The following is a 24,460-nucleotide window of genomic DNA, read 5'->3' on the forward strand; positions in this document are numbered from 1 at the left end:
CGGGCGGGACCGGCTCGGCGCGGCCGACGGCGCAACCTGCCGATGCGGGCGAGCGGCGGCGAGTGACGGCCGAGGTGGACGGCGAGACGCGTCCGCGGCGCCGACGTCCGCGTCCCCGGACCGCCCGCCACCCCTGCTCAGGACGAGCAGTACGCGGTGATGAACGCGTAGAGCTCGCCCTTCTGCTCGGGGGTCGCGGCGACGACGACAGTGCCCTGCCGGCCCGCGGTCTCGACGGTGACCGGCAGGCGCGTGCCGACCTTGTCCTCGGCGAGCGCGTGGGTGTCGCAGCGGGTGGGGACGGCGTCCAGGACCACGGAGTCGAGGGTCCCGGCGGGCACGGAGCGGTCGAGGGTCCAGGCGTCGGCGGCGTCGGGCGGCTGCAGCAGGATCGTGGCGTCGACGCTGCGGAGCACGATGGGGGTGCCCCGGACGTCGGCGGTGATCGTGAGGCGCGCCGGCTCGTGGGCGGCGCCTCCGGACGTGTCGATCCGCAGGGCGAGGTCGGCGTCGACGCTGCGGGCGAAGCAGCCGGACCGGGCGAGAGCGTCGACGAACGAGAACGGGTCGTCGGCGGGGTACGCGTGCTCGCCGTGGCCGTCGATGGCGAGGACGACCTCGAGCGCGGTGGGCGCCTCCGCGGCAGGGCAGGCGGGCTCGGGCACGTCGACCCGGAGGTCTCGCGAGGTCCCGTCGGGGACGCCCGTGCCGCCGGTCCAGGTGAGCGGGGCGGCCAGGCGCGGGTCGGTGAGGCGGGCCGCGGTGACCTCGATCGGGGCGCCGCTGCCGTTGTGGACCTCGAAGGCCATGGTGCCGCCGGCGATGTCGGAGCGGTTCTGCTGGACGGAGACGGTGACCCCGGGAGCCGGGGCGGACGCGGCGGAGGAGCGGGCCGGGTCGGGGGTGGCCTGAGACGGGGTGGCGGTGGTCGCAGCCACGGTGGCCGCCGCGGTGCCGCTCGGGGCGCCCGTCGCGCCTCCCGGCGCGCAGGCCGCGAGGGCGGGCAGGAGGAGCAGCGCGGTGGCGAGGGCGCGGAGGCGTCGCATCGTGCCTCCCTCCGCTCGCCGTCATTCTGGCGCCCCGGCCCCCTCTCCGCGAGCGGGCGCTCCGCCTCCCCAGCTCGATCGATGCGTCACGAACGGTCGCCACGGCGGGCGGATGACGACCGTTCGTGACGCATCGCCGGAGCGACAGGGGGTGAGGACGCGGGGACGCGCACCCATCCGGGTGTGCGTCCCCTCCGAAGAAGGTCGGGGACTTCAGGAGGAGACAGATGGCACGCGGCAGATGGCACGTCGGCACGATCGTCGCGCGAGTGCGCGCATCCGCAGCGATCGGGGCCTCCGGGCTCGACGCGGTGGAGAGGGCGGAGCGCCGGGCAGAGGTCCTGCGCATCGCCGGAGGAGTCGACTCCGGCCGTCTCGGCGACGACCAGGCGATCGCGGCGTTCGGCCGGATCGTCGACGGCCTGCAGAGCGACCTGCCCGGCTCGGCGCTCGGCGCCTAGCCCGCGAGGCCGGCGTCCCAGCACCCGCCCGGAGCGGACACCCGCCGGGTCGACATCCCGAGCCTCCGCGCGGCGCTGAGATCCGCCGGGCGAGCGTGCCGACGGCCCACTGGGCGCGGAGACCCGCCAGCCCGGCACCCCGAGCACCCGCGCCCCGCGCCCCGCTACCCCAGCGTCCCGAGCGCGATCCGCGGCAGCAGCCGCTGGATCGCGACGGCCGCCGCGCCGCGCGCCCACTCCACGAGCCCGCCGTCGTCGACGAGCAGCGCCAGGGGCGGAGCGTCCGGGTCGCGCGTGGCCGCGATCGCGGCGTCCACCACCGCGGCCTGCTCCGTGTAGAGGGCGACACCCTCCCCGGCCAGGATCACCGTGCCGGACATCGAGAGGTTGCCGATCGCGGCGATCATCGTCCCGAGCGCGCGGGCGGAGTCGGCGAGGATGCGCTCGGCACCGGGGTCGCCCGCGCGAGCTGCGGCGAAGCCCTCGGCCAGGGTCAGCTCGCGGCCGGTGGCGACGAAGAGCTGGCGGAGGAGCGAGGGCAGGCTGAGCATCGCGGTCGAGCAGCCGCGGTGGCCGGCCTCGCAGACGGGGCCGGTGGGATCCAGCGGGTAGTGGCCGCCCAGGCCGAGCCCCGCCTCCGGGGGCGCGACCACCCGGTCGTGCACCACCAGTCCGTAGCCGACGCCCGCGCCGACCGTGAGCACCGCGAAGTGCGGGATGCCGCGGCCGCGCCCGAACCAGTGCTCGGCGCCCGTGAGCGCGACCACGTCGTTCTCGAGGGCGACCGGCAGCCCGAGGGCGGCGGAGAGCGGAGCGGCGAGGTCGACGTCGCGCCAGCCGAGGAACGGCGCGCGGCTCACCCGGCCGTCGGCGGCGATGCTCCCGCCGAGCGTCACGCCCAGGCCGGCGAAGGCGGAGGGGCCGCCGAGCTCGTCGACGACCGAGACGATCGCGGCGATCACGTCGGCGGGCTCCGTGCCCGGCAGCGGGCGGACCAGCTCCCGCTCGGTCCGCGCGCGCAGGTCGGTGCGGACGGCGAGGACCTCGGTGCCGGTGATCTTCACGCCCGCGAAGCTCAGCGCGTCGGCGCGGATGTCGAGCGGGCGGGCGGGGCGGCCGACTCCGGTGCTCTGCTCGGGGCCCTCGACGACCAGGCCGCCGTCGAGGAACGGGCGCGCGAGCCGGGTCAGGCTGGCGGGCGAGAGGCCGAGGCGGCGGCCGAGCTCGGCCCGCGAGACGGGACCGTGGATCAGGACCTCGCGCGCCAGGAGCTCGGAGGAGCTCCCGGAGGCGTCCTCGGCGACGATGGTGTCGGTCACGGGGCTCCTTCTTTCCGGCCTGGTAGAAAGCTACCGGCACTGCGCCGAACCAGGAACGGATCCGGCCACTCCTGCCGCTCTTGACACCCCTATTACTTCTGCTCTAGAAATAAGCCATGCACCGCAGCATCGCCCCCACGAACGACTCCGTGACCCTCTCCGGCCGGGAATCGCGCCTCTTCCACTTGCAGGACGGGGGCACCAGCGTCGTCGTCGACGCCCGCCTCGTCACCTTCCCCACTATCGTGCACTGGGGCGCCGCGCTCGGAGATCTTTCCGCCGCCGAACTATCCGCCCTGGCAGACGCCGCCCTCCCCCAGCGCGTCTCGGGCGGGCTCGACGCCTTCGCGCCGTTCGGGCTCGTCGCCGTCGAGGCCGACGGCTGGCAGCACGCCCCCACCTTCGAGGGCACCCACGAGCGCGCGGCCGCGTCGGAGCGGTTCGAGGTCGAGAGCATCGAGGCGCTCGGCTCCGCCCTCCGGACCGTCGCCACCGGCGCGGGCGTGCGCCTGACCGTGGACCTCGAGGTCGACGCGGCCGGCCTGCTCACCCAGCGCGCCCGGGTCGAGAACCTCGACGCCCGCCCGTTCCGCCTCGAGCGCTTCGAGCTCGGCTTCCCGCTCCCCGCGACCGCGCGCGAGATCCTCGACACCACCGGCCACCACCTCCGCGAGCGCCACCCGCAGCGCCGCCCGCTGACCATCGGCGAGCACACCCGCCGCACCCGCCGCGGCCGCCCCGGCGCCGACGCGACCCTCCTCCTCGCCGCGGGCACGCCCGGCTTCGGCTGGGAGCGCGGGCTCGTGCACGGCGTCCACCTCGGCTGGAGCGGCGACACCTCGCTCCGCGCCGAGCGCACCGTCGAGGGCGTCTCGCTCCTCGCGGCCGGCGAGCTGCTGCGGCCCGCCGAGATCGAGCTCGCGCAGGGCGAGAGCTACGAGACCCCGGTCGCCTACGGCTCCTGGGGCGACGGGCTCAGCGCTCTGCAGGCCCGGTTCCACGCGTCGCTCCGCGCCCGCCCGCAGCACCCCGTCACTCCGAGGCCCGTCACCCTGAACACCTGGGAGGCCGTCTACTTCGACCACGACCTCGCTCGCCTCACCGCCCTCGCCGAGCGGGCCGCGCGGATCGGGGTCGAGCGCTTCGTGCTCGACGACGGCTGGTTCCTCGGCCGCCGCGACGACACCGCCGCGCTCGGCGACTGGATGGTCGATCCCGCGGTCTGGCCGGAGGGCCTCACCCCGCTGACGGACGTCGTCACCGGCCTGGGCATGCAGTTCGGCCTCTGGGTGGAGCCCGAGATGATCAGCCCCGACTCCGACCTGGCCCGCGCGCACCCGGAGTGGATCCTCGGCCCTGCCGGCCATCTCCCGGCCTCGGGGCGGCAGCAGCAGGTGCTCGACCTCTCGCAGCGCGGCGCGTTCGAGCACGTGCTCGACGCCCTCGACGCGCTGCTGATCGAGTACCCGATCGCGTACCTCAAGTGGGACCACAACCGCGACGTGATCGAGGCGGTCTCGCCCGCCACCGGTCGCTCCGCCGTCCATGAGAACGTGCTCGCGCTCTACCGCCTGCTCGACGAGCTGCGCTCCCGGCATCCCGGCGTCGAGATCGAGTCGTGCGCCTCCGGGGGCGCCCGCGTCGACCTCGGGATCCTCGCCCGCACCGATCGCATCTGGACGAGCGACTGCATCGACCCGCTCGAGCGGCAGACCATCCAGCCCTTCACCCAGCTGGTGGTGCCGCCCGAGCTGATGGGGCAGCACATCGGAGGGCCGCGGTCGCACTCGACGCAGCGCACCCACTCGCTCGCCTTCCGCGCCGGCACCGCGCTGCCCGGCCACCTCGGCATCGAGTGGGACGTCTCGGATCTCGCCCCCGCCGTCGAGGAGGAGCTGACCGCCTGGGTCGCCTTCCACCGCGAGCACCGGGCGCTGCTGCACACCGGGACGGTCGTGCGCGCCGACCTCGCCGACGACGCCGCCTCGCTCTCCGGAGTCGTCGCCGCCGACCGCTCCGCCGCCCTCTTCACCTTCGCCCAGCTGCGCACCGGCGAGACCTACCCGCCCGGCCGGATCACGCTCCCGGGCCTGGATCCGGAGCGCACCTACTCCGTGGCGCTCGCCCCGGTCACGTCGCCGCTCGGCGGCCCCGGGCAGTCGCCGCTCGGCTGGGCCGAGCACGGGACCGCGCTCCGCGGCCGCGTGCTGGGCACCGTCGGGCTCCAGGCCCCCGTCCTCGATCCGGAGCAGCTCGTCGTGCTCGTGCTCACCGCCCTCTGACCCGCCCTCCCGGCGCCGGAGCCGACCCCGCTCCCCCGCCGCCGCACCTGCTCTCGCACCGCCCTCCGCGGTCGAGCGCGCCCTGAGACCTGTCCCCACGCGCAAGGAGGCGCCGCATGTCCGCTCATCCGCATCCCCCCGGGTTCTCCCGGCGGCTGTTCCTCTCGGTGCCGCTCGCCGCGGCGTCCGCCGCCGCCCTCGCCTCCTGCGCCTCCCCCGGCGCCGGCGACGGAGTGACCACGCTCGACTTCTTCCAGTTCAAGGCGGAGGCGGTGGAGGACTTCGCGCGGATCATCCGCGAGTTCGAGGCGGCCAACCCGGACATCCGGGTCGTCGCCAACAACGTGCCCGACCCCGACACGGCCATCCGCACCCTGCTCGTCAAGGACAAGGTGCCGGACGTGCTGACCCTGAACGGCAGCGGCTACTACGCCGACCTCGCGAAGGCCGGCGTGTTCCACGACTTCACCGGCGACGAGCTCGTCGAGCGGGTGAACCCGGCGGCCCTCGACATCCTCGCCGCCCTCGGCAGCTTCGAGGGGAACGAGGTGAACGCGCTCGCCTTCGCGAACAACGCGGACGGGATCCTCTACAACCGCACGATCTTCGCCGAGAACGGGATCGAGGTGCCGACCACCTGGGACGAGCTGATCGCCGTCTGCGAGACGCTCACCGCCGCAGGGATCACTCCCTTCTACGGCGCCCTGCTCGACAACTGGACCGGCGCCCCCGCCTTCAACGCGCTCGGCGGGCAGCTGCAGCCGGACGGCTTCTTCGACGCGATGCGCGAGGAGGGAGCGGCACTCGGCCCCGACTCCCCCGTCTCGTTCACGAAGGACTACGCGACGACGATGGAGCGGCTCGGGCAGCTCTTCTCGTACACGCAGGAGGGCTCGTTCGGCCGCGGCTACGACGACGGCAACCAGGCCTTCGCCGCGGGCGAGGCGGCCATGTACCCGCAGGGCATCTGGGCGATCAACCCGGTGCGCACGAACAACCCCGACATCGATCTCGGCGTCTTCCCCTACCCGGTGCTCGACGACCCCGCGGACACGCGGGTCACCTCGGGCGTCGACGTGGCCGTCGCCATCGGCCGCGGCACTCCGAAGCTCGACGCGGCCCGCCGCTTCGTCGACTTCCTGCTGACCCCCGGAGTCGTCGAGCCGTACGTCGAGAGCCAGGCCGCCTTCTCGCCGCTGGTCGGCGCCGCACCCAACTCGGACCCCACGCTGGCCGAGCTGCAGCCCTACTTCGAGCAGGGACGGCTGATCGGCTTCGTCGACCACCAGATCCCCGCGAGCATCCCGCTCAACCCCACGCTCCAGGCGTTCCTCGCCAGCGGGGACGCCGACGCGGCGCTCCGGACCCTCGACAGTGAGTGGCGCAAAGTCGCGGCACGCACGACCAGGAAGTGACCCCATGACCACGACCACGACGGCCGCCGCGCAGGCGGTGGCGACCACTCCTCCGCCGCCCGCGCGCCGCAAGCGCACCATCGGGCGCACCTCGAAGACCTTCTACTGGATGACGGTCCCCGCCGTCCTGCTCTTCTTCGTGCTCCACACGGTCCCGGTCCTCACCGGAATCTTCTTCAGCTTCACGGACTACGCGGGCTACGGCTCCTGGGACCTGATCGGCGCCTCGAACTACCTCGCGCTCCTCCAGGACGACCGCGTCTGGAAGGCCTACGGGTTCACCTTCGGCTTCGCGATCGTGGCGACCGTGCTGGTGAACGTGATCTCGCTCGCCATCGCCGTCGCCCTCAACGCGCGGATCAAGTTCCAGACGGCGTTCCGCGGGATCTACTTCATCCCCTACGTGCTCTCGACCCTGGTCATCGGCTACGTGTTCCAGTACCTCTTCGCGAACTCGCTGCCGCAGATCCTCGGCGCGATCCCGGTGATCGGCGAGAACATCCTCGCGAACGCCGACTGGGCGTGGGTGGCGATCGTGGTGCTGGCGGTCTGGCAGGCCTCGGCCTTCTCGATCATCATCTATCTCGCCGGACTCCAGACCATCCCGGGCGAGCTCTACGAGGCGACCTCGCTCGACGGAGCGGGGAGGTGGCGGCAGTTCACCTCGATCACGTTCCCGCTGATCGCCTCCTTCTTCACGATCAACATGGTCATCTCGATGAAGAACTTCCTCCAGGTGTTCGACCACATCATCGCCCTCACCAACGGCGGTCCCGGCACCTCGACGGAGTCGATCACGCTGCTGATCTACCGCGGCGGCTTCCAGGGCGGCGAGTACGCCTATCAGACGGCCAACGCCGTCCTCTACTTCCTCATCATCATCGTGGTCTCGCTGATCCAGTTCCGAGTCCTCAGCCGCAGAGAGGCGTCGTTCTGATGACATCGACCATCACCCCCACGACCGCGATCGCCCTCGGCGAGCCCGAGGGGCGGCGCCGGCCCTCCCGCGACACCTACCGGATCAACTGGTGGGCGACCGCGCTCATCGCGGTCTGCTCGCTGACGATCCTCCTGCCGCTCTACTTCGCCGTCGTGACCGCGCTGAAGACGCCCGACCAGCTCGGCGGCACCGGGTTCGAGCTGCCGACCTCGATCTCCTGGGGCAACTTCGCCGAGGCGTGGACGGCGACCCGCTTCCCGCAGGCCTTCGTGAACACCGCGCTGATCACGGTCGGAGCCGTCGTGCTGACGCTGTTCTCGAACTCGATGGTCGCCTACGCGGTCGCCCGGAACATGCACAGGCCGTTCTTCAAGGGCGTCTACTTCTACCTGCTCGCCGCGGTCTTCGTGCCGTTCCCGATCATCATGCTGCCGGTGGTGAAGGAGACGGCTCTGCTGGGCCTGGACAACCAGGCCGGGCTGATCCTGCTCTACGCCGTGTTCGGGCTCTCGATCAACACGTTCATCTACACCGCCTTCATCCGCTCGATCCCCATCGAGCTCGAGGAGGCGGCGCGCACCGACGGCGCCTCGACCTGGCGGACCTACTGGCAGGTGATCTTCCCGCTGCTCGGCCCGATGAACGCGACCGTCGGGATCCTGACCTGCGTGTGGGCGTGGAACGACTTCATCCTGCCGCTCGTGGTGCTCTCGGACCCGTCCGCCCGCACCCTGCCGCTGGCCGAGTACGTCTTCCAGGGGCAGTTCAACACGAACTACACCGTCGCCTTCGCGTCCTACCTGATGGCGATGGCGCCGCTGCTGATCGTGTACCTCTTCGCGCAGCGCTGGGTGGTCAGCGGAGTGATGCGCGGGTCGATCAAGTAGCGGTCGCGGCGAGCGCCGCCTCGAGCAGGTCCGTGAGCACGGTGCCGTGGGAGCCCGCGTCCTCCGGGTGCCACTGCACGCACCAGAGCGGCGCGGACTCGTGCTCGAGGGCCTCGACGGTGCCGTCGTCGGCGCGGCCGACCACGACGAGGCCCTCGCCCGGACGGTCGACGGCCTGGTGGTGGGAGCTGCGGACGACGAGCTCCGCGGCGCCGAGGATGCCGGCGAGGGCGCTGCCCGGCTCGAGCGCCACGCGGTGGTCGACCATCCCCGACAGGTGCTCGCCGGGGACCGACCGGCCGACATGACCCGCGCCGGGCAGGTGCTGCACGAGGTCGCCGCCGAGAGCGACGTTGACCAGCTGCATCCCGCGGCAGATCCCGACCAGCGGGGTCCGCGTCTCGACGGCCCGGCGGACGAGCGCGATCTGCGCGCGATCGGCGGCGGGGAAGGACTGGCCGCGGTGCGGGTCGTCGGGTCGGCCGCCGTAGAGGGACGGGTCGACGTCCTCCCCTCCGGTGACCACGACGGCGTCGGCGGCGGCGAGCCGGCGCTCGAGCTCGGCGGCGCCGGCCTGCTCGGCAGGGACGCGGTCGACCACGAAGCCCGCGGCGGTGGCGGCCGAGACGACGCTCGCGGTCAGCAGCTGCAGCTCGATCTCGAACTCGGGATCCTCGCGGCCGCCGTCGGCGACGTCGACGACGAGCAGGACGGGGCGGTCGGAGGCCATGCGGACATCGTGCCACCCGGCCGGCTCCTGCAGAACGTCGGCGGAGAGGAGGGCCTGTGCGTCGGCGGGCGAGGGACCGCGCTCTCGGCGTGCGTTCTGCAGGAGCCCGCAGACCTCTCCCGGGGTCTGGTCAGGATCCGATACCGCGATCTAGGATGTTCAGGTTCACATTCCGTGCGAAGACGCACACCTCCGCGGCCCTGCGGATCGTGCCTCGACGCCGCACCCGATCACGAGGGCCTAGCTGCATGAGACGATCACGATCGGCGGTGAGGACCGCTCTGGCGGTCGCGACCGTCGCCGCCACGGCGCTGCTCGGCGCCACGGTCCCCAGCTCCGCCTTCGGAGCCACCGAGACCCCGCTCCTCCACTACACGTTCGACACCGCCCCCACCGGCACCACGGTCGCCGACACCAGCGGCAACGGCTACAGCGCGACGCTGCGCGGCTCCGGAGCCCAGTTCCGCAACGGGCTCATCAGCCTCCCCGGCGGATCCGCCGCGGCCGCCCCCTACCTCGAGGTCCCCACCGCCGGCCTCGTCGGCAAGAAGGACCTGACCTTCTCCACCTGGCTCGCCCACAAGGGCGGCACGGGCAACGTCGCCGCCGCGTTCGTCGGAGCGCCCGTCGCCTCCGGCGCCTCGTTCTCCTCCGGCTACTGGCTGCTCAACCCGAGCAACCTCTTCGGCTACACCAAGTCGGTCGTCACCAACTCGGTCAACGCGGGCGCTCCCTACAACACCGAGGTCGGAGCCGGAGCGACGGGCACCCCGACCGTCGGCGCGCGCACCCCCTCGGGCCTCTCGCTCTACACGACCGTCATCGACGGCTCGACCGGCAAGCTCACCGTGTACGTCAACGGCGCGCAGATCTCGCAGAGCACAATCGCCCGCGACGTCTCCTCGTTCGGCCCGTCGCTCGTCGCGTACATCGCGCGCTCGACCTACAACGACCCGGGCTGGAACGGCGAGATGGACGACTTCGCCGTCTACGACAGCGCCCTCAGCAGCAGCTCCGTGCAGGCGCTCTACTCCTCGCAGGCCCTCGACCGCGCCGTCGCGTCGGTCACGGTGCCCACGGAGGCGACCGCCGGCTTCACGGTGCCCACCACCGCCAGCGGCGTCGGCATCACCTGGACGTCGAACAGCGCGGCCGTGGCCATCACCGGCGGCACCGCGACCGTCACGCGCCCCGCCGCGGGGCAGCCGGACGCCACCGCCACCCTCACCGCCACCTACAGGGTCGGCACCGAGACCCGCTCGGTCGACTACGCGGTGCGCGTCGCCGCGCAGCTGGACGACGCGACGAAGGTCCAGCGCGACCTCGCCGCGATCGCCATCCCGAACGTCGGCGACATCCGGACGAACGTCTCGGTGCCCACCACCGGCACGCTCGGCTCGAGCATCGCCTGGAGCGTCGTCAGCCCGAGCGGAGCGACCGTCCGCGACGGCAGCGCCGCCGGCACCCGCACCATCGACGTCGACCGCCCCGCGACCGGGAGCCCCGCGATCGACGTGGTCGTCCGCGCGACCGCGACCAGCGGATCCACCACCCGGACCCGCGACTTCACCCTCCGGGTGCAGCCGCTCCCCGCCGGCACCGACGACACCGAGGCGTACGTCTGGGCGTTCTTCACCGGAGAGGGCGACGGCGCCGAGCGCATCAGCCTCGCCGCCTCGAAGGGCAACGACGCGCTGAGCTGGAACACGCTGAACGGCGGCAAGCCGGTCTTCACCTCGAACCTGGGGACGATGGGCCTGCGCGACCCGTTCATCATCCGCTCGCACGAGGGCGACAAGTTCTTCATGCTCGCCACCGACCTGAAGATCGACGGGCTCCCCGGCGGCTTCGACACCGCGCAGAAGTCGGGCTCGAAGTACATCGAGGTCTGGGAGTCGACCGACCTGGTGAACTGGTCCGCCCAGCGCCACGTCAAGGTCTCCACCGACTTCGCCGGCAACACCTGGGCCCCCGAGGCGTACTGGGACGACGAGCTCCAGACCTACGTCGTCTTCTGGGCCTCGAACATGTACCCGACCACGAACACGGCCGATCGCGCCTCCGTCACCTACAACCAGATGATGTACGCGACGACCGAGGACTTCACCTCCTTCTCGGAGGCGAAGCCGTGGATCGACGTCAAGCGCGGCGCCGGCAAGGGCACCATCGACTCGACGGTCGCGAAGGACGGCGACACCTACTACCGCTTCACCAAGGACGAGGCGTCGATGACCCTCCGCGAGGAGAAGAGCACCGACCTGCTGGCCACCGTCTCGGGCTCGCTGCCCGGCACCGGCGGACCGGCGGACGAGTGGTCGCTGGTCAAGGAGAAGGTGGCCTCGGGCCTGCCCAACGGCGAGCCCGGGAAGACCTTCACCAGCGGTGAGGGCCCCAACGTCTTCCCCGCCAACGAGGGCGACGTGAACGGCCTCGACTGGTTCCTCTTCATCGACCAGCCGAACTACCACGACGGGCCGAACCACTACATCCCGTTCGGCACCGACGACCTCGCGAACGGCGACTCCTGGCAGCCGCTCGGAGCGAAGCTCCGCACGGGCCTGCCGCAGAACGCCGACGGCGGCAAGCCGCGCCACGGCACGGTCATCCCGGTGACGCGCTCCGAGTACCAGAAGGTGCTCGAGGGCTACGCCCCCGGCCTGGCCGTCGCCTCGGTCGCTCCGCTGACCGCGACGACCACGGTCGGCACCGCGCCGGTCCTGCCCCGCGCCACGATCACGACCGCCGCCGGCACCACCAGCACGGTCGACGTGGCCTGGGACGCCGTCGCGCCCGCCGCCTACGCCACGGCCGGGACCTTCACGGTCTCGGGCGTCGCGCAGGACGCGTCGCGCATGCCGGTGCAGGTCACGGTCACCGTGCAGTCCTCGCTGAAGGTGAGCGCGACCGCCACGTCGCGCTGCGTCGCCGGCAAGGTCGTGCTGACGGTCGTCGGCAGGAACGGAGACACGGTGCCGATGGACGTCTCGATCAGCACCCCGGAGGGCGTGAAGACGATCGCCGGCGTGAAGCCGGGCGCCTCCGGCTCCGCCGCGTTCACGGTGCGCTCGACGCAGCTCGCCGCGGGCGAGGCGACGGTCACCGGCACGGCCACGGTCGGCGGCAAGACCGTCACGGCCACGGCCACCGCGCCCTACAGCGCGCGCAGCTGCGGCTGACGCACGGCACTCCTCGGGAGCCCGTCGCACCTCACCGGTGCGGCGGGCTCCCGTCGTCGTGCGGGGGGAGCCGGGAAACCGCCCTGACGCCGAGACGCCGCCGCCTCGGCCGCGCTTCGACGGACGGCGCGGCGCCTCGTCACGCGGGCGGGCCCGGGGCGGCCCGCCCGGCGTCATCCGGCGACGGCTGCCTGTCCGGCTTCGAGCAGGTCGCGGACGCTGCGCGGCTCGCGTCCGAGGAGGCGCCCGAGCTCGGGACCGGTGCCCGCGAAGAAGCCGCGCTCGGCCGCCCGGTGCATCCCGAGGGTGAAGCGCACGAGGAACTCGGGCTGACCCGCCGCGACGCGCGCGGCGACCCACTCGTCGTCGCCGAGGACGCGCAGCTCGACGGGTCGCCCGCCGACCTCGGCCGCGATCCCGGCGATCTCCTCGAACGTCGGAGCCTCGGCCGCGGTCAGCGTGACCGGCCCGTCGTGCGGGCTCCCCGAGAGGAGGAGCCGGGCGGCCGCCTCCGACTCGTCCTCGCGGGCCGTCCACGAGACGCGACCGTCCGAGGGGACCTCGATCACGCCGGTCTCCCGCCACGGTCCGAGGAACAGACCCAGGCTGTGCGCGTAGAAGCCGTTGCGGAGCGACGTCCAGGCGAGTCCGGACTCGGCGAGCAGGCGCTCGGTCGCCGCGTGGTCCCGGCCCGGGCCGAAGGGGGTGTCGGCGGCGGCGCCCTGGTGGCTCGTGTAGAGGACCCGTCCGACTCCGGCCGCGACGGCCGCCTCGACGGCGGTGCGGTGCAGGGCGACGGCGTCGGCCCGCGGATCGCTCGAGGAGACGAGGAGCAGCTGATCCGCTCCGTCGAAGGCGGCCGGGAGGGAGGCGGGGTCGGCGTAGTCGCCGACGCGCACCTCCACTCCGCGCTCCGTGAAGCGGGCGGTCTTCGAGGCGTCGCGGGCGACGACGGCGATCCCGGAGGCGGGGACGGAGTCGAGGAGGTGGTCGACGGTGGCGCCGTTCAGAGCGCCGGTGGCACCGGTCACGATGATCATGGGGAGAGCCTTCCGATGAGGGGTATCAGCGATACCACGAGGAAGATAACCACGGAATTCCGCCGATAGCAACCGTGCGCTACCGTCGATACGTGACCAGCCCCACTCCTCCGACCGACACGCGCCTGCGCATCGTCGAGGCGGCCGCCGGCCTCCTCCGCGACGAGGGCCCCGCCGCCGTCACCACGCGAGCGGTCGCCCAGGCGGCCGGGCTGCAGGCCCCGGCGATCTACCGCCTCTTCGGCGACAAGGACGGCCTGCTCGAGGCGGTCGCGGAGCACGTGCTGGCCACCTGGGTCGACTCCAAAGCGCGGACGGTCGAGGCGGCCGTCGCCGGGGGCGTCGACCCGGTCGAGGACCTGCGCGCGGGCTGGGCCGCGCAGGTGGAGTTCGGCCTAGCCAACCCCGCGCTCTTCCGCCTCCTCAGCGATCCGGGCCGCGCCTCCGGATCGCCGGCCGCCCTCTCCGGGCGGCGGGTCCTCGCCGCCCGCGTGCAGCGCGTGGCCGCCGAGGGCCGCCTCCGCGTGCCGGAGGAGCGCGCCGTCGGCCTCATCCAGGCGGCGGGCACCGGCGTGGTCACCACCCTGCTCTCCACCCCCGCCGCCGACCGCGACCCCGGTCTCGCCGATGCCGCGCTCGACAGCGTGCTCGCGGGGATCCTCGCCGACCCGCCCTCCCCCGGCGACGGCGGGCGGCTCACCGCCCTCGTCGGCGTCCGGGCCCTCGCACCGGAGCTCGCCGGCCTCACGCCCGCGGAGCGCCTGCTGCTCGCGGACTGGCTCGACCGCGCCCTCGCGGCGGCCGCGCTGGAGTGACGGGCGCGCAGGAGTGAGGGGCAGGCAGGAGTGACGGGCGCGCAGGAGTGACGGCCGCGCTTCCACCACAGGAGTGACGGGCGCCATCCCGCCGCGGGGACGACGGCGCCTCCGTCCCGCAGAGGCGCGGGCTTCGCGGCTAGGCGCGCCTGCCGTCGGGCGGGAGGATCGACGCCTGGATGAGCGGCACGAGGCAAGGAGGGCATGTTGAAGCTGTGGAGCGCGTCGAACGCGTTCCTCTACCTCGGCAACGTGAAGGAGAACGACTTCCTCCAGAACGTCTCCGAGCTCGTCGGGGACTACGACCGCGAAACGACCTCCGCCAGCTACAACAAGGGCGTCCGCTCGACCTCGACCGCCTACCTCAACGACATGCCAAGTCGCGATTAGCAAATTCACCTGGTCTTAGAGTAAAGCTTCTCCGCAACGAACTGTAGTTCGGGCTCAGAGTAGTTGGTGTGCTGGAATATATTGGCCATGAAGGTCACTCCGCAAACCATGTCGAAGTGATGACAGATTGAGACCGTGCGTTGGGCGAGGGTGTTCGGAATCGGCGGCGCCCCACCTGCGTTGCCGGACAAAATGGATGCCCAAATCCCGGGATATGGTTGAGCCGTCTCTGTTGTGTTAAGGCCGGCATATTTATCTTCTGCCCCAAAGGAGACACGGGACCCGTCCGCGACAAGCGCAACACCGATGATCTTATCCATAAGAGCAGTATCGCCGCCATGCATTCGAAGGAATTCGTGAATGACAATACCCCCTTGGGAATAGCCGCTGAGAATAAACTTCTCACGTGGACAACGGCGCGACTCCTGGTCAAGTAGGTCATATAGTAGATCAGCTCCATCATAAACAGAGTCAGCGAAGGACGTCGGCGATACGAATCCCTGCAGCAGCGGGCTATAATTTCCCGGAGTAGGTACCGCTGCGTATCGCAGGCCAAGCGGTTTAACAGACCGCGAGTCCAGCGCGGCGTAACTGTTGTAAATCTCCTGCACGTAGTCACCGAAGAAGTCCTCCTCCGTTTCGACTGCATTGTCGCTGTAGTCAAAGGAATATTGAGGTACCTGACCGGAACCACGGGCGCCGATAAAGGCGATCGACTTGCAATCGTAGTAAACGGGCAACGTCGCGTGTGCAGTTGGCGTCTTCCGCACAGGGGCGACGTAGCCGACCCATGGGACGATGACTGCTCCGGCACCGGTAACAGCAGGACCTCCCCCGAGCGGCGCAGGGCCAGTAGGGTCGCCTCCCCAGTCGGTATTGGTCACGTCGGCGTAGCCGTCCGCCTGCACCCCTGCGGTAGTAAATCTCACCCAGCCATGAAGCTCAGCACCGGCTCCACTTGCGACGTACAGGGCAGTGCTCGCATATCGGATGTCCGTGCCGATCAGGTGCGCTTGGCCTGCGTCGATGACGTCGATGCCCTGCCAGTCGCCGGCGCTCGGGACCGTGACGTCTCCGTCGCCGTTGCCGTCTCCGCCAATGGTGTCGTCTCGGAGGGAGGTGAATGTCACTGGGCTTGTCGCGGTGCCATTTGCGGGCAGCGAACCCGAAACCTGAATACCGGCCCCATAAGACTTGATGACTTGACCAGCGCTGATGGTGAGGGTGGCGTTGCTCGCGATCGTCAGGGCGTCGGCCCAGTAGGTGCCGTCATCAATGATGAGCGGAAGGCCTCCGAGGGGAACGGATGCGTTCGTGGTCAGCTTTCCCGAGACACTGATGCCATTGATGGTGTTGCTCGAGCCGCCATTTCCGCGCAGGAGTGCGCCGTCGAGTTTGTCGCCAAAGATGTGAATCGCGGTGCTGCCGGAACCGGTGACCGTATTGTTCTGGACGGTAGGGATCGGGATCTGTGTTCCGGAACCTTCCGGTTGGCCAGTCGCTCTAACGAAGATCCCCATTCCAGCGCTGTTGCGGACGATATTGTTCTGGATCTTCACTGATGCGGTTCCCGCGTTCGCTCCGGAACGGTCGACCCAAACATCGATTCCAGTCGATCCGCTGTTGCTGATCGTGGCATTGGACACCTCGACGGTCTTAGCTCCCGCGTTTGCGTTCACGGCAGTGGATGCGTATCGGATGTTCCCGTATGTGCTCACGAGCGAGCCTGCGTCGATGACGTCGATGCCCTGCCAGTCGCCGGCGCTCGGGACCGTGACGTCTCCGTCGCCGTTGCTGTCTCCGCCAATGGTGTCGTCTCGGAGGGAGGTGAATGTCACTGGGCTTGTCGCGGTGCCATTTGCGAGCAACGAACCCGAAACCTGAATACCGGCCCCGTAAGACTTGATGACGACCCCGCCCTGAATCTGCAAGGTAATTCCATTCGGAATGATCAGATCGTCGTCAATCACTACAACTGGGGTGTTTGTTGCATCCCAAGTCTGATTCGAGCTGAGAGTGCCCTTGACATGGAGCTCGGCGGTGATCTCTGCGGTCGGAGCGGAGGTCTTCGAGGTGGTCGTGTAGCCGGTCTTCGTTCCGGTGACGGTGACGGTGACGGTCGCGCCGACGTCGGCGGTGACGGGCTTATAGGTCGATGTGGTCGCGCCGCTGATCACGGTGGTTCGGCGCTTCCACTGATACGTGAACGTCGGCACGGGATTCCACGTCCCGGGCACTGCCGTCAGGGTCAACCCGACCGTGGTTGTCCCGGTGATCGTCGGCGTCGGCGCGGCCGTGAACGCTGTCGCTGCGGCAGCCTTGATCGCCGCGGTCGCCGCGGAGGTCTTGGAGGTCGTGGTGTAGCCGGTCTTCGTTCCGGTGACGGTGACGGTGACGGTCGCGCCGACGTCGGCGGTGACGGGCTTATAGGTCGATGTGGTCGCGCCGCTGATCACGGTGGTTCCGCNNNNAGCCGGTCTTCGTTCCGGTGACGGTGACGGTGACGGTCGCGCCGACGTCGGCGGTGACGGGCTTATAGGTCGATGTGGTCGCGCCGCTGATCACGGTGGTTCCGCGCTTCCACTGATACGTGAACGTCGGCACGGGATTCCACGTCCGGTGACAGCGGTCAGCGTCGAGCCCACCGTCGTGGTTCCGGTGACCGTGGGGACCGGCGCGGCCGTGAACGCTGTCGCTGCGGCAGCAGGGGTTGCGGGTAGCCCGGTCAGTACGAGCGCTAGTAGCAAGAGCATCGCAATGCGGGCGCGGGAGGAGAGCTTGAGCAGCACCGGAAACCAATCGAGGATGTGACAAGGACCGCGACATCGCTCGGGAGGACGGAAGAGTAGCAGCCCACACCGCCCGGTTGAGAAGCCGCTCATTGTCTCCACAGCCGGAGCTACTCCACAATCACCAAAACGGTGACAAATCGGTTGACGTGGCGTGAGGGGCCGATGTGAGAGTTAGGTGAGCGGTCCGGGCTCGAAGAAGTGCGGCGGCAGGGGTGTGTAGGGCAGCGGGTCGCCGGGCTTGTTCTCGTCTGTTAAGAGTGACGAACGGCGGGTGCGTCCCGGCGCACCAGCTGGTCGGCTGCGGGAGAGCTTGCAACCAGCGAACTGACATAACGTTGGTTATCGGAGCTTGGACCCGACAGTCTTGAGTTTGCCACTGACTCGGGCGCAGATCTCACGCTCTACGCTCAATCAGTGAACGCCCAGGAGCACATGGCGCGTGACCGCGTTGGTACTAGAACGGATCTACCCCGCCCGCGACATCGCCGCTCCCCGCGCATGCGCTACCGCTCCTCCGAGCCACTTTCCCCGTCAGACGAGCCCTCATTGGCGATTCTTACGCTACATTGCGTTCACAACCTCGCCGGCTCGATTGGACACCTGGTGCACAACAACATCTCGGACGAAGACTGGAACGCCCTCGTCGAGGGCCTTGTCCTCAAGCGGTATCACCTACTTCTTGGTGCAGGTGCTTCTCGAGACGTTCAGGATCGGAACGGGATTACGCTTCCGGGCGGGGACGAGATGGCCACCGAGATGGCCAGTACCTTTCAAATAACAGTTAACGACCGCGAGCGAACCGATTTACCTCGTATTTTTCGAGCCGCGGAACGCCATAAGACTACCACGGGTCAATCACGAAGCGAATGGATCGCAGCTCGATTCTCTCGCACGCAACCCCCGGCCTGGTACGAAATGATCCACTCGGTTTCGTGGAAAACGATGTGGACACTGAATATTGATGATGCCCTCGAGGAATCCATAGAAGGCAACTGCCGCTCAGTCCATTTCACGGACCAAGTCGAAGAGGTGAACTATGGAACACCCTCCATTGTACACCTTCACGGAAGCGCAAGAACACCATCCAAAGGCGTGGTGTTTACCATTGACGAATATAACGAGTACATCTTGCGGCCGCGATCTTGGCCAATCCGTTTCCAAGAAGTTCTTTCTGACAACCCGTTTGTGATTCTGGGTGCTGCCCTACACCACGAAGTCGACCTAATTAGTTCTTTACGCACCCGCTCCGCCGGAAGATCTCGTATAGAGCCAACCATCGCCGTTATGCCGAACCCGTCGGCGATGGACATAGAGGACTTTGCGCAGTGGAACATCAAAATCTTTGACGGCACTGCCGAACAGTTTCTAGTTCGAATGCGAGACTCGCTTGTTGAAGCAAGAGTGCGTCTTGTTCCCACCGGGCCCAACCGGGCCCCCAGTCCAACTCTTGTCTCTTTTCTTGAACGATGGCGACCAATAGCTAGGACTCCTCGATCGCCCTGGCATGACTACCTTGGCGGCGAAGAACCGCAATATGCGGATGCAGCAAGCGACAGTATCGTAGAGCGAAGTATGCAGGCCGCGATCATCAGGGCAGTCGAGCAAGGTGAGCCCGTCCTCATTTATGGTCCGCCTTTCAGTGGAAAATCTTCTGTCGCCCTTTCCTCTTTGAGACAACTCGAGAACCAGGATTGGCGCGTCTTTTCCTTCGATGGCGACTCCGAATTCGATCATCTAGCGGTTATAGCAAAGCTTAGAGAAAATCCTGAAAGCATCTTATATATCGATTTTGCCAGTGAGTTCACAAGTTCGATACAGAGGCTATTGCAACATGCTGAAACTGTTGGTATCCCGGTTCGGCTAGTAGCAGTTGCCCGCTCGGGTCCAATTGAACAGTTGCGCGCGACCAGACGGTTCACAGAATTCGAAATACCGGAGACTCTCACCGAGAAAGAGTTGATCCTCTTATGGACTAAACTGAAACAATCGAATCGCCTGGTTCGACCATGGTCGGCGATGAAGGGAATGCCTACCTTCAACGAACTCAAGAACGCGGGAGTCACCTCCATGAGCAGAGCCATTTCTGTTCTCGTGCTCGGCGAAGCGTTTGAGTCCAGAGTTCAGCGTGATTATCGTTCGATCGCGGACCCTAGCGTTAGAAGCGTCGCCATCCTTGCCGCCCTAGGCTCACGAGTAAGCGGTGGCATAACACTGGGAGTCGTCGCTGTCGCCCTTGGAATCAGCGCTCGATTGATTGAAGATAAGCTCGCGACGGACAACATGGGTGCATCGATCGTTCGACTCGACAACGGCCGCTTGCGGCTGCGGCACCGCTTCTTCTCAGAGTATCTGACGGACAGCGTAGTCCTGCAGAAGGAAATGAAGGACGTAGTCACTGGGCTATGCTTCGCACTTGCCCCCCAATTGAGCCTCGATGCTATTAAGCATCGCACTTGGGCTCATCGTATGTCGCGTCACGTTCTCGACCATGACCAATTGTCGAACCTTATCGGCAGGTCTGAGCTGGACAATTTCTACACCACTATTGAAGGCGCATTCAGCTGGAATGCGAGATTTTGGGAGCAACGTGCTCTCGCTGCCGATAAAGATCATGCTTCGGTCATCGCGCGGCAATACGCGAACCGCGCGCTCGAAACGTATCGTGATAGCTACACTCTCAATACTGTCGCCACAATCTTATTGAGGCAGATAAAATACCGAGATAATCTGAGTCCGGCTGATCAGGGACGCGTGCATGAAGGCTTTTGGGATGCGGTTGTTTATCTACGAGAAGCTCGCAATACCGCTAAGGCCACATCGGAGCACCCATTTGTGAATTTCTTCACCAACGTCATCCGATACGGAAGATGGCAGATCCGGACGTCGGGAGAGCTTAGTTTTGCCGTCAGGAAGGAATGGAACGAGTGGTATCGCCTGGCACAGGAGAGTAGTGCGTACGTGACCCCGGAGAGACTTGCTGGACTTCAGCAGTACCAACACGAGTGGCTGCTTCTCGTAACGAACTGATGACCACATCAGGCGGTATCGACGCATGAACTCACCGGTGGCAGTGCTGGGTAGCGGTTAACGCGCCCGCTCTCGGCTGCGGCGAACGGGTCACTGAAGGTGTGCGGCTGGTCTCCGGCACGAGCACTCGTCCGGATTGCGTGACCGCTTGGCTCACCGGACGCCCTTGAGCGATCTATGCGCGCATGCGCACATCGATGACGCTTCGCGGGATCCCATGGGCGTTTATCTCATTCGCGATGGCCGTGCTGTCGTAGAAGAGGTGGAGGCAATACATGGGGAAGTAGGCCCATCGATTTGGCACGCCCAGTTGAGGAGCGCCGTAGCCCACCCGCCGAGCGGCCGGACTCGGCGCCGACCGCTCGATGGTGCTGCAGCACCAACTAGCGCGCATGCTCGCCGCGCTCCGGCAAATGCGCTGCTGAACGTCCGCGGTTGGTTCTCGGCACGTGTACGCGACCGGACTGCGCGACCACATCGCTCGACGGACGTCCCTGAGCGATGTCGGCACGCATCCGCACGTCAATGACGTCTTGCGGGATCCCGCGGACCTTCATCTCGTTCGCGGCGGCCGTGCGGCGAGCGGCGCTGTCGTACGACATCCCGCTCTCTGCTCGCAGCGCGTCTGCTCGCCCCTCGGCGCCAGCCGGAACGGCGTCAGCGGTACGGGCGCTCTGGGAGGGCAGGGGCTCGTTGCGGAAGTAGGCGGCCTCGTCGCGGTACTCCGCAGCGTCGGAGCGCAGCTGTTCCGGGGTCAGCGTCGCTGTTCCGCCGGCATCCGCCTCGCGATCGAACCGGTCTGCCTCGCTCAGTAGGAAGTCGACATCCTCGTCAACGTCGCCGCGGTCGAGAGCCAGTTGGTAGTTGTCATCGAACCTGCCGAGCCGAGCGGCTTCCGCCTCGGCCGCGAACTGATCGAGACGCCCTGCCTCGACGTCGGCAGCGATGGACTGGTGGAGATCCCCGCCCGCGGCAGCGAGCTCTGAGGCGGCGGCGTTGTCGGCGGCGGTCAGCGCGCCGGCGCCGTCCCGGTAGAGCTGCGCCTGAGCGCGGGCGTCGTCTGCGAGGGCGCGCAGCTGGTCGGGCGTCTGCTCGGAGGTTCCGCCTTCCTCGGCCTGCGCCTCGTACTCGCGAGCGTTCAGCTCGAGCGCGGCCGCCTGATCGATGTTCTCTTGACCGTTCTCCGCTCCGCCCTGGTCGGTCGGCGTGGTCGGCTCGTCCCGCGTGGCGTCGGCGCGGCGCTGGTCGGCGTCCATCATCCCGGCGACGGCTGCGGCTTCGACGGTTGTCTCGACGCTCTCCGCCCGTCCTCCGTCAACGGCCGCGCGCTGCTCGTCGGTGAGGAGCTGCAGGACCTTCTCAGCGATCGCAGCGTCCACCGCCGCGTCATTGCCGGCCAGAGCCTTCACCTCGTTCAACGGATCCGCAGGGCCGGACTCGGGCACCCGATCGGTGGCCTCAGCGGCTGCGACGACAGCGAGGGCCTTCTCGGCGGAGAAGTCGGCCGACTGGTCGCCGCGCAGCTTGTCCGCGATGTCGGCGACGTCGACGCCGTAGCGGTCCTGGACTTCACGCGCGATGGCCTGTGTGGCACGTTCGGCTACAGGGTCGAGGTCCTTCCACTGCTGCGCCGTGGAGAGGACGTCAGCGACCTGCTGCAACTCGGCGCGCTGCCACCAGTCGGGGCGATCCACAACAGCGATCTGCGCACGCGCGACGTCGCGCTCAGCCGAGAAGCGGGCCGCGAGCGCGCGCGCGTCGGCCTCGCTCGTGCGCAGCGCCTCACGCGCCAAGTCCTCCCGCAGTCGGGCGAACTTGTCGCCCAGCTGGAGCGCGACGGTCAGCGCGACCCGCGCCGACTGACCGACCTCATCCTCAACGCTGTCCCCATCGCTCATCAGCTCTGTCCCCTCTCGCTATCTCTCGAAACCGTCGCGCTCACGCGTGCCGGCAGTCTTCGTGGTCGGCACCTGTACAGCCGGCTCCGCCGCGGGAGTCAGGCGCGTGGGCACCGGCCCGCCGCGACCCGCGGCGAGCTCTGCGCGCTGCTTCGCGGCCTGCTGCTCCGGCGGGAGCGCGGCGACCTGGTTGGCGGCGATCTGCGCGGTGTAGCCGTCACGGACGACGGTCAGGCGCTGCGTCATCATCCGCGCGAGCTCCTGCGACCGGTGCAGATCCCCGACATCCTTCGCGGCACGGAAGATCGACGCGGTGGTCTGCGCGAGCTGCTTCAACAGAAGAGCCTCCGCTGCCGCGTTCTGGCCGCGCTTGGCCTGCACCAGGATCAGCGCAGCGGTCGTTGCCGTCGACGGCATCGCGACCGGTCGCGGCCGCGACTCGCCCGCCCGCGGCTGCGCCGACCGGGCCAGCGTCCGCGACGCCTCGGCCAGCGGTCCCGGCGTCGGCTCCAGGCGCCGCCACCACGCCGCGTACTCGCCGGACGCCTCGCGGGCGAGGTGCGCCCAGGTGGCCCTGTCTGACGGGTCGACGGAGGCGATGTAGTCATGCAGACGGCGCATGTCCTCGGCGTACATGGCGAAGAACTTCGGAGACATCTCGCTCTCCTCGCGCCCCGGATTCGCCGGCCGGGACTGCCACGGATTCTTCGACGTCGCACGCCACTCCTGCGCCGCTTCGGACGCGGACTCGGGACGGTCCGGCCATCCCTTCCGCAGCTGCGGGAGCGTGAGGTCGAGGGGTATCCTGCCGCCTCCGTGCCGCACGACGGGCTGGCCCTTCTCCGGGCACAGCGCCACGGAGTAGCCGACCACGACGTCGTCACGTCCGACCGCGAACCGCGGACGGATCACGATGCCCTCACGGCGCATCCGACGCACGAACTCGCCCTCGTCCTGCGACGCGGTAGCCGCCGCTCGAAGGCTCCGCTCCAACCGCTTCGCGTCGACCTCGGTCCCGCCGCGGCGCGACGCGGACTCGCGCTCGGCCGGCTTCTCGCCGCGCTGCGCCCCTGCGCGCTCGGACTCGTGCAGCGGCTGCAACTCGAACTCCCGCTCGAGCTCCCGCGTGATCGTCTGCGCCTTCGAGAAGTCGCGATGGACAGAAGCCTTCGTGCCGTCCTCGCGCACCAACGACACGGCGATGTGCACGTGGTCGTTACCGTTTTTCGACAGGCCGTGACGCACCGCCACCCACCGGCAATCAGCCTTGCCGATGTCGGCGCCGGCGAACCCCATCCGCTCCACGAACCGCTCGGAGATCTCGGCCCACTTCTCTTCCGAGAGCTGGCCCTCCTCGGCGCTGATCGAGAGCGAGCAGTGCCACACGTCGGCGTCAACGCGCTCCTTCGACGTCACACGCCCGTCTCCGGATCCGTGACCTCCTTGACGCGGGTGACCGACGTCCCGAAGACGCGGCGCGGCTCATCCAGATCGGCAGCGATCGCGAGGGCCGCTGCGCGGTCCAACTCGACGTAGCCGTTCTCCGCCATGATCGCGCCGTTACCGGCGACCAGGTGTGGCTCTACGTGCTCGTTCGCCCGACCCTCACCCTGCAGGTAGCTCATCAGTCCGGACATGCGTCCGCCCCGGGTCACGCTCGGGATCACGCGCCGGCCAGCCTCTTCATCGCCACCGATACTCAGAGACGACCGCGCGGTAGTCAGCGATCCTCGTCGGGGAATCGGCTCTCCGTGTTCGCGAACCGGGCGAGCTGGTTGAGGTTGCTCGAGACGTACCCGATCGTGCTGCGGATGTTCATCAGATCCGCGGCAACTGACTTGAACTCCGCGTCCGTGATGACCGCGTCCTCGGCCGTCGCGGACTCGAACGGGGAAGTATGACGCCCGCAGCGGGTCGAGCAGGCTGTCGCCGGCGACTACTCGCCGTCCTTCGCCCTCGCGCTGATGCAGAAGGACGCGGGGCTGATCCAGGCCTACGCGGACAGCGTCGGCGCGCCCGTCCCCGGCGTCGCGACGGCCCGCCATTACATCGACGAGGCGATGGCCGCCGGCTTCGGCGGGGAGAACGCCTCGGCGCTGATCAAGGCGATCGCCGCGGAGGCCGACGTCGACCTGACCCGGCGCTGACCCTCCGCCCCGGGGTGCCCCTGCCCGGCCGTGACGGCCGCTGCAGGGGCTCCCCCGGCACCCTCCCCGTCCCGGCCGCGCCGCGTGCTTCACTG

The 24,460-nt window shown here is 68.9% G+C and carries 17 protein-coding genes and 1 pseudogene; 10 read left to right on the top strand and 8 right to left on the bottom strand.

The window, feature by feature from the left end; all coding sequences use genetic code 11:
• Positions 1-137 precede the first annotated feature (137 nt).
• A complete protein-coding gene (locus C5C63_RS05530; protein ID WP_104325641.1) occupies positions 138-1,046 on the bottom strand; it encodes a hypothetical protein in 909 nt (302 codons plus the stop codon).
• Between the two features lie 227 nt (positions 1,047-1,273).
• On the opposite strand from C5C63_RS05530, the gene C5C63_RS05535 reads away from it, so the two are divergent.
• Positions 1,274-1,507, top strand: a complete 234-nt coding sequence (locus C5C63_RS05535; RefSeq protein ID WP_104224027.1) for a hypothetical protein — start codon at positions 1,274-1,276, stop codon at positions 1,505-1,507.
• 164 nt (positions 1,508-1,671) lie between these two features.
• On the opposite strand, the gene C5C63_RS05540 is transcribed toward C5C63_RS05535, so the two are convergent.
• Entirely contained in the window at positions 1,672-2,826 is a 1,155-nt protein-coding gene (locus C5C63_RS05540) for an ROK family transcriptional regulator (protein WP_104227467.1), read from the bottom strand.
• A 116-nt stretch (positions 2,827-2,942) separates the two neighbouring features.
• On the opposite strand from C5C63_RS05540, the gene C5C63_RS05545 reads away from it, so the two are divergent.
• The 4 genes from C5C63_RS05545 to C5C63_RS05560 all read left to right on the top strand — a co-directional run bounded on the left by C5C63_RS05545 (position 2,943) and on the right by C5C63_RS05560 (position 8,350).
• Complete coding sequence (locus C5C63_RS05545; protein ID WP_104291866.1) at positions 2,943-5,108, top strand: alpha-galactosidase; 2,166 nt, start codon at positions 2,943-2,945, stop codon at positions 5,106-5,108.
• A gap of 116 nt (positions 5,109-5,224) precedes the next feature.
• Positions 5,225-6,523, top strand: coding sequence for an ABC transporter substrate-binding protein (locus C5C63_RS05550; protein WP_104291867.1), 1,299 nt, complete (start codon positions 5,225-5,227; stop codon positions 6,521-6,523).
• A 4-nt stretch (positions 6,524-6,527) separates the two neighbouring features.
• The gene (locus tag C5C63_RS05555) at positions 6,528-7,460 is read left to right on the top strand and encodes a carbohydrate ABC transporter permease (protein ID WP_104225874.1); all 933 of its coding nucleotides are present in this window, start codon (positions 6,528-6,530) and stop codon (positions 7,458-7,460) included.
• Positions 7,460-8,350 (top strand): carbohydrate ABC transporter permease, encoded by an 891-nt coding sequence (locus C5C63_RS05560; RefSeq protein WP_347877594.1) that lies wholly within the window; start codon positions 7,460-7,462, stop codon positions 8,348-8,350. Before C5C63_RS05555 ends, C5C63_RS05560 begins: the two co-directional genes overlap by 1 nt.
• On the opposite strand, the gene C5C63_RS05565 is transcribed toward C5C63_RS05560, so the two are convergent.
• Positions 8,343-9,080, bottom strand: coding sequence for a gamma-glutamyl-gamma-aminobutyrate hydrolase family protein (locus tag C5C63_RS05565; protein ID WP_104257460.1), 738 nt, complete (start codon positions 9,078-9,080; stop codon positions 8,343-8,345). The two genes, C5C63_RS05560 and C5C63_RS05565, sit on opposite strands and share 8 nt — an antisense overlap.
• A 269-nt stretch (positions 9,081-9,349) precedes the next feature.
• Here C5C63_RS05565 and C5C63_RS05570 point away from each other — a divergent pair, with 269 nt between their 5' ends.
• A complete protein-coding gene (locus C5C63_RS05570) occupies positions 9,350-12,256 on the top strand; it encodes an immunoglobulin-like domain-containing protein (RefSeq protein ID WP_181110562.1) in 2,907 nt (968 codons plus the stop codon).
• A 173-nt stretch (positions 12,257-12,429) separates the two neighbouring features.
• On the opposite strand, the gene C5C63_RS05575 is transcribed toward C5C63_RS05570, so the two are convergent.
• Positions 12,430-13,296 carry an NAD(P)H-binding protein gene (locus tag C5C63_RS05575; protein WP_104257462.1) on the bottom strand — a complete coding sequence of 289 codons (867 nt, stop codon included), beginning with the start codon at positions 13,294-13,296 and terminating at the stop codon, positions 12,430-12,432.
• A 92-nt stretch (positions 13,297-13,388) separates the two neighbouring features.
• Here C5C63_RS05575 and C5C63_RS05580 point away from each other — a divergent pair, with 92 nt between their 5' ends.
• Positions 13,389-14,111, top strand: coding sequence for a TetR/AcrR family transcriptional regulator (locus C5C63_RS05580; RefSeq protein WP_104257463.1), 723 nt, complete (start codon positions 13,389-13,391; stop codon positions 14,109-14,111).
• A 204-nt stretch (positions 14,112-14,315) separates the two neighbouring features.
• The gene (locus C5C63_RS05585; RefSeq protein WP_104250476.1) at positions 14,316-14,501 is read left to right on the top strand and encodes a TraM recognition domain-containing protein; all 186 of its coding nucleotides are present in this window, start codon (positions 14,316-14,318) and stop codon (positions 14,499-14,501) included.
• Between the two features lie 5 nt (positions 14,502-14,506).
• Here C5C63_RS05585 and C5C63_RS05590 read toward each other — a convergent pair whose 3' ends face one another.
• Positions 14,507-16,957 (bottom strand): cutinase family protein, encoded by a 2,451-nt coding sequence (locus C5C63_RS05590; RefSeq protein WP_104325643.1) that lies wholly within the window; start codon positions 16,955-16,957, stop codon positions 14,507-14,509.
• Between the two features lie 939 nt (positions 16,958-17,896).
• Here C5C63_RS05590 and C5C63_RS05600 point away from each other — a divergent pair.
• Positions 17,897-20,320, top strand: coding sequence for an SIR2 family protein (locus C5C63_RS05600; protein WP_181110563.1), 2,424 nt, complete (start codon positions 17,897-17,899; stop codon positions 20,318-20,320).
• Between the two features lie 383 nt (positions 20,321-20,703).
• On the opposite strand, the gene C5C63_RS05605 is transcribed toward C5C63_RS05600, so the two are convergent.
• The 3 genes from C5C63_RS05605 to C5C63_RS05615 are packed head-to-tail and all read right to left on the bottom strand — an operon-like array spanning position 20,704 to position 23,843.
• Positions 20,704-22,218, bottom strand: coding sequence for a hypothetical protein (locus tag C5C63_RS05605; RefSeq protein WP_104250478.1), 1,515 nt, complete (start codon positions 22,216-22,218; stop codon positions 20,704-20,706).
• 18 nt (positions 22,219-22,236) lie between these two features.
• Positions 22,237-23,634: a relaxase/mobilization nuclease domain-containing protein gene (locus tag C5C63_RS05610; protein ID WP_104325645.1), complete on the bottom strand. Its 1,398-nt coding sequence runs from the start codon at positions 23,632-23,634 to the stop codon at positions 22,237-22,239.
• Positions 23,631-23,843: a hypothetical protein gene (locus C5C63_RS05615; RefSeq protein ID WP_181110564.1), complete on the bottom strand. Its 213-nt coding sequence runs from the start codon at positions 23,841-23,843 to the stop codon at positions 23,631-23,633. Before C5C63_RS05615 ends, C5C63_RS05610 begins: the two co-directional genes overlap by 4 nt.
• 303 nt (positions 23,844-24,146) lie before the next feature.
• Here C5C63_RS05615 and C5C63_RS05620 point away from each other — a divergent pair.
• A pseudogene (locus C5C63_RS05620) lies at positions 24,147-24,365 on the top strand (NAD-binding protein); the annotation flags it as partial.
• Between the last annotated feature and the right edge of the window lie 95 nt (positions 24,366-24,460).

The sequence above is a fragment of the Rathayibacter sp. AY1B8 genome (assembly GCF_002932775.1).
Classification (GTDB): domain Bacteria; phylum Actinomycetota; class Actinomycetes; order Actinomycetales; family Microbacteriaceae; genus Rathayibacter.